The organism is Dyadobacter sp. HNCC25DJ184 (assembly GCF_056895215.1).
In genome coordinates, this window is the sequence record NZ_JBXHAQ010000004.1 from 65,224 (window position 1) to 78,872 (window position 13,649).

Sequence of the window (13,649 nt, forward strand, 5' to 3'; positions counted from 1 at the left end):
AAGAGGATATATCTTCTCCGGCTGGAAATCAATCTGATTTTGAGAAACACTTGCAGCAAGCCCTTCAATTCACGGGATCAGCCATTTTAAATACTCCGTCATAATTGCTTCCCATATAGGAACCCCACTTAACCTGTTTTTTTGAGGACGAGAAGGTTTCGATTCGATGGACTTGCATGCCTTCGAAGGATTTTGCAAGTAAATTCTGCGTGTCGGTGCTGTTACAATATATTACTTCCAGATACCCATCGCCATCCAGATCTCCGATCCATGGTGTTGACGAAAGGTTATGTCCGGGTTTCGGGTCAACAAGGCTCTTGATTCGATCCGTTGTGAAATCTATGGTATATATGGCTGTATTGAAAACTTTTTCCTGTCCTTCCAGAATTTGATAATCGACACTCAATAACACTTCGTCGATATCATCCCCATTAAGGTCGGCAACGATCGGGCTGCTCGTTTGATAATAGCTTAGCGAATCGAGAAATTGAATCGAACCATCTTTCCCGCTGATCATCGCCTGTTTGGTCCACTTGAGATAAGGCCACTGACCTTTGGCAAATGATATAAAAAAATCAGGCGTAGCATCTGAATCAAAATTTCCAACTGCCATGGTCGTGTAAGCTTCTGTGCGGGGCAACCGGGCTGACCAAAAGGGATTAAAGCTCAGTCCATCGAATGTCAAAATCCGCCCATCCACACTATTAGCCACAATATCCAGCGCGCCATCTCCATTGATATCAACCCATGCGGGTGGAGATATGAAGCCTTTTTTCTCCCCGACAGCCAGCTTTTGAGCTTTAGACAAATCACCGTCCAGTACCATTTCGATCGTTCCCACAAACAAGTTCCCCCCAACCGTTTCTCCCCCTGTTCCGAATATAATTTTAGATTTTCCCGGATCCTCCTTATTGAAATCCACGGCGACAGACATATATATTTCTTTGTCGTCCGGCATTTCGGCTTCTGCCAGCAACTTCCCATTTGCGCTGCTTAATATCACTAGGCGGCCCGCAGCGCGGTTTGGATTAAATGGAGGCACTTTTATATCTCCTCCATTGGAAATAAGAATATCCTGAAGTCCATCGCCGTCGACGTCCTGAATGAACTGGGGGTCATAAAAATTAAACCACCTTTTCCCATTTTGCGAATAAAGCGTGGAATCAAAATGCCAGATAGCTTTCCCTGTTTTCCCGTCAAGAGCTTGAAATTCAACAGATCGTCCTGCAAAAAATGCGTCCTTAACGCCGTCTCCGTTTATATCGTAAAGCCCAGCGGATCCAAATATTTGATCCGTTGCAGATTTAGCCCATATCAAATCTCCCGATTTGCCATCCAGAGCCACCATTGCAGAATCGCTAAATTCAAACTCGGCCTTACCTGCGCCGATAATGATATCCATCACGCCGTCTCCATTTATGTCTTCTGCCCGCGGCGAAGAAAATGTTCCGATTCCGGGTAAAGTTTTTGACCATTGCTCATATGGACGACGGTGAGCCATATAATACCATCCACCGCAAACCATCGCAATTGCCGTAATGAGGATGATTATTTTTTTCATAAGAAACCGTTGATAACATCTTAATACACAAAAGGATAAGTAACCAAAATATACTTTTTGTAAAACATAAATTTGTATCCTGCGGTTGATTTACTTTGAAAGGAATAGGACTCTTGCGACTTTAACTGACGTGATGTAAGTTTTCCTGCCAGTATTATTTCTTATGCCAACTTCTTCCAGGTTGCACACAGATATTTTCCTGTGTAATTTCCAGAACTAATCGATCCCTTAACCAGACAGAATATGAACACTCGCCTCGTTCGCTTTTTTATCCTGATATTCCTGGGCCTATACACAGCCGATTCTTTCGCCCAAACACCCAAAAAACATAAGTATATAGTTAACGGTTACGTTGGTGGCTTCAGGGGACTGGTGAATACCGAGTTGATCGATGTATCCAAGTTGACGCATATCAACTACGCTTTTGTGAACGTTCAAGACAGCCTGGCTGTACTTACCAACCTTGCGACGGACTCTACCAACTTTCGGAAACTGAATGAATTGAAACGTGTCAATCCAGATCTTAAAATATTGATTTCCATTGGCGGCTGGGCTTGGAGTGAAAACTTTTCAGACGCCGTTTTGACGGAAAGTTCCAGGATAAAATTTGCGAAATCAGGTGTCGATATCATCCGGCAGTTTGACCTCGACGGAGTCGATATTGACTGGGAATATCCGGGCATGAAAGGTGAAGAGGGAAATATTTACCGACCGGAAGACAAGGAGAATTTCACGCTGATGTTCAAGGCTTTTCGGGAAGAGCTGGATAAACTGGCACAGGAAAAGGGAAAGAAATATTTGCTAACTGCTGCGGTAGGTGGGTCAAAGTCCTTTATTGAACATACAGATATGGGCGCGCTGGCGCAATACATGGATTATGTGTTGATTATGACCTATGACTACGGCGGGAGAAATGGAACAGTGGGGCATCACACCAATTTATATGCTGACAAAAAAGACCCTGATATGTCGTCCGCCGATCGCTCGGTCAGGAACTTTATAGCTGCCGGTTTGCCTGCTTATAAAATTGGCCTGGGAGCTGCTTTTTATGGTAAAGGTTGGGAGGCCGAAAGTGCAGTTAACAATGGATTGGGCCAGAAAAGGGTAAAAGCTGTGCAGGGAGGCGGTTATACCAAAATCAAGGACACGATGATTGACCAGAATGGGTACAAAAAATACTACGACAAAAAGGCAAAAGCTCCCTACCTTTTCAATGCCGAATCAAAGGTGTTTATCACGTACGAAGACGAAAAATCGATAAAGGGAAAATGTAAGTATATCAAAAAGAATAAGCTGGCTGGTATATTCTTTTGGGAGTATTTCAGTGATCCAAAAGGATATCTGCTCAACGAAATATCAAAAGACTTAAAATGAAATCGTTCTTAAAGTTTTTAAAATACAACGCCGGAGTCCTGGTCACTGCGATTTTTATGGCGTGTATGGCTTATAAAGAATTTCAGCATCCAAGATTTGGGAGGGAAAATGTGCCCAAAATCTATCTCGCGTTCTCCATCGTTCTGGTGGTTATGATGGTGCTGATTTATTTCAAATATTTTCATGGAAAGGGAGGCGGAACGAAAAGGAACTTGCCGAGAAAGAGTTAACGGAGCTGGAAGAAGCTCGACGTAGCTCGACCGGATTTGCAATCCGGTCGCAATGGTTCAGCGTTTGCAACGCGACTATATTATTTTGCCTATTTTCATTTTTCACAAACCCCCGAAGAGACTTAGTATTGTGATTTAAGAGCCAGCATCATCGGTCAACATTTCTCCCTTTGACTATTAACTTTCTCATACTTAACCATTTGTAGCACAAGCAAATCCTTCCCGCTAAATTGCCCCGCGCGCCTTTAACTCCAGATATTTATTGATCGTATTAGCCGACAGATGCTGCGGAGCTGTCAGAATCGTTTGAATACCGTATTGTCTCAACTCCGAAGTGATTCTCTTCTTTTCGTAATAAAACCGTTGTGCAATGGTTTTCAGATACACCTCCTCCACATTTTTTGCAGGTGTTTCGATGAGATGTTTGGTTTCGGTATTTTCGAATAAAATCACTACCAGCAGATGATCTTTGGCAAGACGTCTTAGATAAGGCAATTGACGTTGCATCCCGTCCACAGTTTCAAAATTTGTAAAAAGAAGGAGCAGACTTCTCTGACGCACTTGCGTCCGGACGGCTACACTTAACCTTTCAAAATCAGATTCCAGAAACCGGGTTTTCTGTCGGTAAAGCACTTCCAGCAACTTTTGTAAATGTCCGGCCCTTTTGTCAGCGGCCACAATCTGCCCAATAGTATCCGAGAAAGTGATCAACCCAGCTCTGTCCTCTTTTAGCAACGCAATATTGCTCATTACAAGCGAAGCGTTAATGGCATAATCCAGTAAGGTTAGTCCTTCAAAAGGGGACTGCATGACCCGGCCTTTATCAATCAGGCAATATACCGATTGCTGTTTTTCATCTTGGTAAGCGTTCACCATCACGTCACCTCGCCGCGCTGTAGCCTTCCAGTTTACTGACCGACGATCATCGCCCGGAACATAACTCCGCACCTGATCAAACTCCATGGAGTGCCCAACCCGCCTGATTTTGCGAATTCCAACCTCCGTGAGCCGGTTGGCGATCGCCATCAATGCATATTGTCGCATCTGCAGAAAAGACGGATATACCGCCACGTCGTTTTTTACTTCAAATTTGAATCTGCGTTTTACCAATCCTAATGGAGTGCCGACAAAAACATTGATGTGCCCGAACTCATATACCCCGCGACTGACAGGTCTGAGGTTATAATGAATCTGCTTTTCGGAGCGTGGCTCCATTTTCATTTCAAAAAGCACATCCCGGCGTTGAAACTGATGTGGAATTTCATCAATGACCTCAACGCTTGTTTTGAATGGGTAACGGCTTTCGAGAAAGATCGTTATGCCGTTTTCATCCCCATTTGAAAGGCGATCCGGTGAGCTGCGTCTGGCGAAAAAACTGCTGTTACTACGGTACAAAACGGATATATCTCCTGCAACAAGGAGCAGCGCTACCACCAACAACAAATTGAAAACAGGAAGCAGAATCGGAAAGACATATGCCACAACAAACCCAGCCATCAACACGCCGCCGACAATCCAGAAAATCAACGAAAAATATAGGGAACGTATTAAACGCATTGTGGAAGTTAGTGTTGATTTGTTCTCAAATAGGTATCAGGCGCAGTTCAACGCGGCACTTCTGTTTTTTCCAAAATCAATTTGATAATATCATCTTGCGTCGCTCCTTCCATTTCTCGTTCGGGAGTGAGGATAATACGGTGTCGAAGGACTGGATATGCCAACTCCTGGACGTCGTCCGGGGTTATGAAATCCCTTCCGCGCAATGCAGCCAGCGCTTTGCAGCTATTAAGTAACGCAACCGACGCTCTGGGAGATGCACCCAGAAACAGAGCAGGATGCGAGCGTGTGGAAGCGACTACCGACACTATATATTCCATCAATTTATCCTCTACATGAACGAGACGTACCTTTTCACGCAACGCAGCCAGCTGTTCTGCATTAACAATCGGTTTTAGCTCAAGGATCGCATCGTGCAGTGAGCGACGTTGGTGATGGCCTTGCAATATGCCGACCTCATCCGCCGAGGTTGGATATCCCACATTTAACTTGAAAATAAAGCGATCTAACTGCGCCTCCGGCAATCGGTATGTCCCTTCGTGCTCAACAGGATTTTGGGTGGCAAGGATAAGGAATGGTTCAGTCATGGGATATGTCACGCCGTCCACGGTAACCTGTCTCTCTTCCATGACTTCAAAAAGTGCCGACTGCGTTTTGGCGGGAGCCCGGTTTACCTCATCCACCAAAACAATATTTGAAAAAACCGGACCGCTCTTGAATTCAAACTCCATCTTTTTGCTGTTGTATACCGAAGTCCCCAACACATCGGACGGCATTAAATCCGGCGTAAATTGAACCCGCCCAAAGCCGACATCGATCGTCTTGGCAAGCACTTTTGCCAGCAAGGTTTTGGCTACACCAGGAACCCCTTCAAGCAGTATATGCCCGTCGGCTAACAACGCAGCAAGTATATACTCAACCGTAGCGTGCTGACCAACCACGATTTGCCCGATTTCCTTTTTTATATTATTAACGGCCTCCTGTAAATCAGCCAGTTCAATTCGATTCGTAAATTCCATTATTTCTTTATTTGTTGTTGTTATTTAAACGCAGAGTTCAAAGAGTTTTCAGCAGAGTTGCGCAGCGTTTTTCCTTTCGCCGTTAACCTGTTCTTCCCTTCCTTCGTTCCTCCCTTTCCCCCTTCTTCCATTACCTCGTTCTTTCATAAAAATCTTCCAACCGGCTATTCAAATCCTTCAGGCGATCAGCTGTCCATTTGCCGTGCTGGTCAGCGATTTCTTCCTGAAGTAGTTGCATTTCTGATTCTGAGAAACCGCTTTTTTGTGCAAGAATAGAAAATAGGTCTGTTTCTTTCATCTGGCTAGTGGTGATTCCAAATCTTTCCCGGACGTAAATCCAGAAATGATGTTTCAGTTTCTCTGCAATATTCGCATGATCTCCCTTTCTATAGTACATGTTGCCGATTGTCGTCACGAATTCCAGCGAAACGTTTTTAGGCGGATTGATAACCGGTATAACACGTTGCCGCCTTTTTCCATAAAAAATGGCAAACAAAAGCAACAGTATCAGACCCAAATAATATGCATTTTTGAGGCCCGGCTGACTGACAATATATCGAAAAACAGAACCTTCTTCTTCACCAAACCTTCCTTGCTTTTGATATTCATCCCAAAAAACAGGCTGCTCAGGCAAGTAAGACAACGCCTTGAAAGCGTGTTTGTTAGTCAGCGTATCCACAATAAAATAATTCGTAAAGGCAAGAGGTAGGTTATGAAGATAAACCTTTCCTTTACCATATGCCGACTGAACAAAAACCGGCTCATTTTTCTCATTGGAAGCCAGCAGGATATTTTTTTCGAAGTTGATGATTTTGAGATGGTTACGTCCGTCATCCTTTGGAAAAAGAAGGCCTTTTTCCTCACGCAGTCGTGGATTTACGAAATTCACATATTTAGCCGTATCAGTTTTTGAGGGTGCATCAAGAATAGCCTTTACTCCCAAAACCTTCATCAATGAATCCGGAAAATCGTAAGCTGATATGAATACCGTATTGCCCTTTTTTACATAATCAAGTAATGCCTTTTGGTCGTTATCGTCAATCAGACATTCGTTGTTGATAAATATGTAGCTGCTTCGGCTCGGGAGCAATGAATCCTCATGCAGGTGATTATATGGTGGAATGCGGAGACTTGTTACCTTCCGGTTGCCGATCAGGTCTGGTAATAATTGATATATAGCTTCGGCGCCAAAAGGTATATTATCCTTATTCGAATAGGTGGACGTCCAATCTAACGGTTTGGGACGATAGTATTCGAAAGCTGCATATGCCAGCACGATAATCCCCAGAAAAAACCAGTATCTATTGAGACTAAACATGGGCGCGTTGGTTCAATTTGCCGTGGAATGATACCGAAAACGCCTCCATTTCTTCATACTCCGATTTGCTCACACGGAAATCACCATACCACGCAAATTCGAAATAACGCGTTATCTGCACAAAATCAGGTTGATATGGGTACTTTTCCAACTCATGTACATAGCTATAATTAGTTCTGTTGGGCCTCCAGCTGATCAGCTCTTTCAAAGAAAGCAATTTGAGTGTACGAAGATATTGCAGCCTGATTGCAAGGCGGTAGTCGCCAGATGTGAGTGCGTCTTCAATCGCTTTTTCGAAATTGATCTCGTGAATATTTTCCTCCCCAACTACGTAATCAGTAGGGTCGGAATTGGCTTTTGATGCAAAGACAAATTCAAGAATCCCTGCTTTGTAGAGCAAGAAAATGAACAGCGCCGCCATCGAAGCCAGGATCACATATTGCCAGAAATTTTTATAGGATTTCCCTTCAAAAAGTGCCGAGAGCTTCTTCCAAAACCATTGGAACCACCTCTCAAACGGGCTGGTTGGCGGCTGGGGATCATCCCTGTACTGATAATCTCTATCATTGAGAAATTCTTCAATGTGCTCAGCCTTAGGATATCTTGGGACAATGACGCTGGCATCAGACACTACTACTCCAACACTATCCTTCTGTGCGTTTACATGCGCGTATGGGCTTGCAAGAAACAAGAAGTAAATCAAAACCTTCAGTAGAGGTTTTGGCTTGATATGAGTTAAAAACTTACTTTTCCCGGCGATAAAAATCATTGAGTACAATTTGGTCTTTTATGACCCCGTAAATTAAAATTCCTCAAACGAGTTTTGGCAATCAATCAGAACTCCTCGCTCCTTGGCCTCTCCCAATCTCCCTTTCCCAGCTGATCAATTTCAGATTTCAACGATGAGCCATCTGCTCTTTCCACCAAATTATAATATTGAAAACCCAATGATACCCATATGAGTCCCTGCACAATTGTACTTCCGAAAATAGAGAGAATGCTCCCGCCTATCACCAGTGCTTTTGCATTACTCAAATCTTTAATAATGCCTAAAGTCGTCATTATTGTGCCAATCAAAACGGGAATCTGAAAAACGATCGAGATGAGTCCGGCGATGAATGACATGATAATAACCAACCCGAAAGTCGACCACCACTTGTCTCGAATGAGTTTTCGACTCCGGGTTAAAGAATCTCCGGCAGACAACCCTTCCCGTATTGTTATCATCATGAAAAATTGCAACGCAACGCTCAGATATATGCCGGGAATGATGAAAAAAGCAAGCCCCACAATTGCTGCCAAAAAAGAGAGCATCATAGCGACGACGCTTGCGGATAAATTATCACTTATTTTCTCCCAAACTACCCCCGGCGTTATACCTTCTGATGATCCTCTTTCCTCATACAATGTCATAAAAGCACATACAGAAGCATATGCCATAAAATAGGCGATGATCGAGAAAATCATCGTAATGGCAAAACCCGGGGTAAAATACTGATTGAACTGTGAAAAAATGTTGGGATTTTGTGCCACTCCTAAAATATTGGATTGCATAATACCCTGCCCGATCCCGGCGAATATCGCTGGCGGTCCGGCTATAAAAACAAGTGTTTTAACGAGAGGGCCAAAATTCTGTTTCGCAAACTCGAAAGAAGCATTAACTTTTGCGCCAAAGTCGCGTTGTTGTAGAAGTGGAATGGTTTTGTTCATGGAAAAAGGAAGTGGTTTATAAGGCTTCGGCCTTCGGTAGCTAGCTATCGAAAAGGTTAGATGGTAATTAAAAGGGACTACTGATAGCTTGCATAACGTTGTCTTGGGTATATAATAAAATACCAGACGATAAAAGCAGCAGAAACTCCGATAATACCTGCGCTCGCCCATATCGGCAGTGTAAGACGTGTAACGAAGCTTTCAAGGAAACCTGCGGCAATGAATACCGGAACAAGTCCGATGATCATTTTCAACCCTTGCTTTGCTCCGCTTTTAAAAGACTCGATTCTGGAGAAAGTTCCGGGAAACAACAGACTATTGCCCATTACCAATCCCGCTGCTGCGGCAATGACAATGGCTGAAATCTCCAGTGTTCCGTGTATCCAGATCTTTAAAACGGATTCTAATAAAAGTCCCTTTTCAAAAAAGAAATATTGAAATGCTCCTAACATAATCCCGTTTTGAATCAGAATAAAAATGGTACCTACGGAATATATCAACCCAAAAGCGAATGCCTTAAATGATACACCAATGTTATTTATCGTAATACCTAGGAACATATCTGCTGATGATTGCGACTTATAGATAGCCAGCGGATCCCCTTTGCTTATATTTTCCAGGGTTTGATTTACGTATGAATCTCCGAGAATGAGCCTCACAAATGTTTCATCATTTGCTGCCGATATGGTGCCAATAAAAAATGCCACCAGAAAAAACAAAAATGAGTACAACAAATGAAATCGTGCGTTGAAGAAAACCAGCGGCAGTTCATAAACCCAAAATGTTCTGATCCGTCCCGCATCCTCTTTACGATTCCTATATAACTTCCCGTGAACATGAGCGGTGAGGCCGTTCAGATATTGGAGCACTGAAGAACCTGGATAAAAGGTGCGCGCACAAGAAAGATCGTCCGTCAGAGTTATGAATCGGGCTGTGAGCTCGTCAGGATCGTTGGTGGGGTTTTCTTCGTAAGTCTGCCAGCGTTCTGAATTACGTTTTACAAAAAGAGCTTCCCTCATATTAACCGGATTGGAATATTACTGGCTTTCCTTTATTTTTCCTGCAAGATAAAATAATTTTCATCTTCCCAAACCCATACAAATTAATGAGTATCCAAATTGAAACCGCCCAAAATGTTGGTGTCGACTACGAAATTGCCAGCATCGGCGACCGCATATTGGCGCAGCTTTTGGATTATATGGTTTATTTTGGATGGTTCATGGCAATGGCGGCATTACTGGCTGTCAGTAAAGTTGCCGAACAAGGCGCCTCGGGAGTCTGGATTTGGATTGGCGCTGTTGGTTTGCCCATTCTGCTATATCCACTGCTAACGGAATATTTTCTGGATGGGCAGACAGTGGGGAAAATCGCCCTGAAAATACGAGTGATCAGACTTGACGGCAGCAAAGCTACGTTGAGTTCTTACTTATTAAGATGGCTTTTATCGCTTGTCGATATAGGTCTTTTTTCTGGTCTGGTTGCTATAATTACGATTGCTGTAACCGGTAAAGGTCAGCGGATCGGTGACCTGGCTGCTGGAACTACCGTTATCAAGACCAAGCCAACCGTTCGCCTTGAAAACCTGATACGACCGGGATGGACTCCAAACTACCAGCCCTCGTTTCCCAATGTCGTCCAGCTTTCGGATAAGGATATCAGCATTTTGCGGAAGGTGATTGCCTCGAACAGCCCTCAACTTCAACAAGACGCTGTTCACAAAATAGAAGAATTAATAGGTGTGAATAGTCTGGACGAACCCCATGTTTTTCTGAGAAAGGTGATCAACGATTATGAATATTACGCCACTTTGGAGGCAGATTGATGGAAGCTCCTTTGGATTTGCAATCGGGTTGAGCTTGAAAGGCGCCGTTCATGCTTTTAAATTTTAATATTGATTCAGGATCGCGTTGCAAAGCTTTAACAACGCAACCCGATTGTATCAATATCGCGTGCAAACGCTTAACCTGGCCAACCCGATTGTATCAAGATCGCGTTACAAACGCTTAACCAGGCCAACCCGATTGCAAATCGGGTTGAGCTTAGCCTCCCGACTTCGCATTTTTCTGGTCGTCGTTGCTGATTTTTCGGCTGTTGGCACCTTTGAATATACTGCCAAATTCCCAGTTCAGCGAAAGGCGGACTGAGCGAATCAGATATTCGCTGCGGAGTGTCGAATCAAAATCGACAGACCTTGTCACTACAGTTTGGGAAGCACCGATGCTGAATGGGTTGACTACCGTCAGGTTGACCGTCAGCTTTTTAGCCGGCAACTCCTTTTTGGCCGAAAAACTGTAATAAAACCACGAGCCTTCATATCCCTGCATGGTAACACTACGCACGTCATAATCGGTATATGCCTGCAGGCTAAAATTATTGGGAAGTTTCCAACTGCTATTCACGTTAATTCCCCAGGCCATCCCGCTATTGTTGATATGAAGTGCCGAGCTTTCATACCGGGCATGACGAATATTGGCATTACTGTTGATTTTCCAACCCGGCAGCACGTTCAGCGAAGTTGAAAAGTTGAGACCAAATTGGGTGTTGGAAGCGAGATTCTGCTTGGTTGTAGTAGCAACTCCTGACGGATCAATATTGACAATACTTTCAATTGAATGATCAGTCTTTCTGCCGAAAAGTGAGAAATTCATAAAGAGGTCTGCGTCGGTTTGCAGGGCATATGTAAATTCAACCTGATTCACTTCTTCTGGACGCAGTGCTGGATTTCCAATGATGATGTTCCTGGGATCCTGACTATCCACGTTCGGATTGAGATCCCAGATAGATGGACGGGATATCCTTTTGGTATAACTCAATGTAAGGTTGTTATTTGCATTCAGCTTTTTGAAAATCGTAGCACTCGGCACAAAATTCCAAAAGTTATTGCTGAAATCGGTTCCTGCATTTTGTTGACTACCTTCCAGAAAAGTACCTTCTACTCTTGCTCCCGCATGCAAAGCCCAACCTTTGTTCCATTTAAATTTTAACTGACTATATGCAGCTACCACATTTTGATTGTATTTAAATATGTCGGTGCGATCATCATCTGGAACTAAAATTTCAGGATAGTCGCTGCTGCCCGTTTCCACATGATAATTACTGCTGTTATTTCGCAAGATCGCCTTTGCTCCTGTTTCCAATGCATGTTTCCCCGACCCGCCAAATGGCAATGTATAGTCTGTTTGTACAGTCCATTCCTGACTAGAATTCCTGTTATTATTCAACTCCCTGTACATCAATATCTGATCTACATCCCGTTGAAGGGCGTTGTATCTGTAGTCGTCGATGGAGCGGTTATGCTGACCCATTACATAAAGCTCTTCGCCCACTTTTTTGAATTTATGGGTATATCCCAGGTTCAAATCGACACCTCGGGTTGGAGCCTTTGTTGTAACGCTTTGATCATATTCCTGAGTCAATGCTCCTGAGCTAGAGAAAATCTGATTATGCTGAAGATTATTATCAGGCCAATTACCCATCCAACCATTTAATGAAAAATTGAAAACGTTAGCAGAATCGGGTGTGAACTCAACCTGAAAATCGCCTGACGAGTGTGGTTTCACATTGTCTCGCTCGATATCCTGGTGCATTTGACCGGACTGTAATCCATTATCAAAGGTTAGTCGTTCTAAATTGCTAAACTCTTTATTGCGAAGCCTGTGAAGGTGAAGCGCACTGCTGATATTCCACTTATCCCTATTAATCCCAACGCGTGGGTTGATCGCCTGCTCCAGATTTCCTGCCACCACCTCGATGTTCCCACTAACACTTTGCTGACCTTTTTTGGTAATGATATTAATTACCCCGGCTGCTCCCTCTGCATCATAACGTGCTGACGGACTAGTGATTACCTCGACAGATTTGATCGAATTAGCAGGCATCATATTCAGCGCGTCAGCGGCACTACGCGCCATCTGACCGGAATATTTTCCATTGATCAAAATGCGCAGGTTCGAGCTTCCACGCATCGATACGTTCCCCGCTGCGTCAACATTTAGGATAGGCGCCTTCCGAAGTACATCGGCGGCGGTACCCCCGTTATTGCTGATATCCTTCTGTGCATTATAGATCAGCATCCCTGGCTGTTGCTCGACAAGCTGTCGACTTCCTGTAACTGTCACGGCATTAAGCTGTGTGACGTCGGAACTTAATATGATATACCCGAAGTCAAACACTGGTTTTTGCAAGGAAATCTGAAAAGGCAAATTCTTCTGCGCATATCCTATAATTGATAGGTTCAAAAAGTAGGATCCCGAGGCGACATCCGCCGATTTAAACCCACCGTCTTCATTGGAATAGGTAAGCGCCACTACTTTCTTTTCGTGATCCAGAATGCTTATAGTCGCAAATTCTATGGCTTTTTTCGATGTTGAATCTGTAACTATCCCCTTAACCAGAAAAGATGATGTATTTTGCGCAGAGATCGTCCTCGACGCCATAAAAAAGAGAAGGAGGACGAGTAAGGTAATTTTTTTGTAATATAAATTCATTGTTGCGGCGATGATTTACATGGCTAATGGACTTCTTTCTTTTAGTAGCGCAATCCAAAATTACCCGAAGGTGTTGTCAAAAAAGCAAAAGAGATCTGACGAAAAGAATCACTTCTTCCTAGTCAAATCAGAAGAAATTGCAACCAATAGTTTCGTTATAAAACCGAAGCGGGTAAGCAATAGGCCAACGTCTTTTTATCAAACAAACGAATATATTACATGCAGTCAAACCGCGCAGAGGCTATCAATATGGGGATTATCGTGTACAGCTTTACAGGAATGAGGATATCTTGACATTAAGTAAATTCCCTAATATCCAAAATCCTGGCAAATGCAGACTTCATAAATATTGGCATATATTTTTACTGTAAAGACGTGGCTAAGGATATCGTC

The 13,649-nt window shown here is 43.5% G+C and carries 11 protein-coding genes; 3 read left to right on the forward strand and 8 right to left on the reverse strand.

Going from position 1 to position 13,649, the window contains the following annotated elements:
• Positions 1-64 precede the first annotated feature (64 nt).
• A complete protein-coding gene (locus tag AC1XUD_RS07270) occupies positions 65-1,561 on the reverse strand; it encodes an FG-GAP repeat domain-containing protein (protein WP_483360313.1) in 1,497 nt (498 codons plus the stop codon).
• Between the two features lie 243 nt (positions 1,562-1,804).
• Here AC1XUD_RS07270 and AC1XUD_RS07275 point away from each other — a divergent pair, with 243 nt between their 5' ends.
• Both AC1XUD_RS07275 and AC1XUD_RS07280 read left to right on the forward strand, forming a co-directional pair.
• A complete protein-coding gene (locus AC1XUD_RS07275) occupies positions 1,805-2,935 on the forward strand; it encodes a glycoside hydrolase family 18 protein (protein ID WP_483360314.1) in 1,131 nt (376 codons plus the stop codon).
• Positions 2,932-3,165 carry a hypothetical protein gene (locus tag AC1XUD_RS07280; protein ID WP_483360315.1) on the forward strand — a complete coding sequence of 78 codons (234 nt, stop codon included), beginning with the start codon at positions 2,932-2,934 and terminating at the stop codon, positions 3,163-3,165. The genes AC1XUD_RS07275 and AC1XUD_RS07280 overlap by 4 nt, the downstream gene beginning before the upstream one ends.
• A 225-nt stretch (positions 3,166-3,390) precedes the next feature.
• On the opposite strand, the gene AC1XUD_RS07285 is transcribed toward AC1XUD_RS07280, so the two are convergent.
• The 6 genes from AC1XUD_RS07285 to AC1XUD_RS07310 all read right to left on the reverse strand — a co-directional run bounded on the left by AC1XUD_RS07285 (position 3,391) and on the right by AC1XUD_RS07310 (position 9,788).
• On the reverse strand, positions 3,391-4,722 hold the full coding sequence (locus AC1XUD_RS07285) for a DUF58 domain-containing protein (RefSeq protein ID WP_483360316.1): 1,332 nt from the start codon (positions 4,720-4,722) through the stop codon (positions 3,391-3,393).
• A 47-nt stretch (positions 4,723-4,769) separates the two neighbouring features.
• Positions 4,770-5,741, reverse strand: coding sequence for an AAA family ATPase (locus AC1XUD_RS07290; protein WP_483360317.1), 972 nt, complete (start codon positions 5,739-5,741; stop codon positions 4,770-4,772).
• Between the two features lie 130 nt (positions 5,742-5,871).
• The gene (locus AC1XUD_RS07295) at positions 5,872-7,059 is read right to left on the reverse strand and encodes a DUF4350 domain-containing protein (RefSeq protein WP_483360318.1); all 1,188 of its coding nucleotides are present in this window, start codon (positions 7,057-7,059) and stop codon (positions 5,872-5,874) included.
• Entirely contained in the window at positions 7,052-7,828 is a 777-nt protein-coding gene (locus AC1XUD_RS07300; protein ID WP_483360319.1) for a DUF4129 domain-containing protein, read from the reverse strand. Before AC1XUD_RS07300 ends, AC1XUD_RS07295 begins: the two co-directional genes overlap by 8 nt.
• Before the next feature lie 65 nt (positions 7,829-7,893).
• Complete coding sequence (locus tag AC1XUD_RS07305) at positions 7,894-8,769, reverse strand: DUF7847 domain-containing protein (protein WP_483360320.1); 876 nt, start codon at positions 8,767-8,769, stop codon at positions 7,894-7,896.
• A gap of 77 nt (positions 8,770-8,846) precedes the next feature.
• A complete protein-coding gene (locus tag AC1XUD_RS07310) occupies positions 8,847-9,788 on the reverse strand; it encodes a stage II sporulation protein M (RefSeq protein WP_483360321.1) in 942 nt (313 codons plus the stop codon).
• Positions 9,789-9,874: 86 nt separating this feature from the next.
• On the opposite strand from AC1XUD_RS07310, the gene AC1XUD_RS07315 reads away from it, so the two are divergent.
• Positions 9,875-10,591, forward strand: coding sequence for an RDD family protein (locus AC1XUD_RS07315; protein WP_483360322.1), 717 nt, complete (start codon positions 9,875-9,877; stop codon positions 10,589-10,591).
• A gap of 217 nt (positions 10,592-10,808) precedes the next feature.
• On the opposite strand, the gene AC1XUD_RS07320 is transcribed toward AC1XUD_RS07315, so the two are convergent.
• Complete coding sequence (locus tag AC1XUD_RS07320; RefSeq protein ID WP_483360323.1) at positions 10,809-13,256, reverse strand: TonB-dependent receptor; 2,448 nt, start codon at positions 13,254-13,256, stop codon at positions 10,809-10,811.
• Positions 13,257-13,649 lie beyond the last annotated feature (393 nt).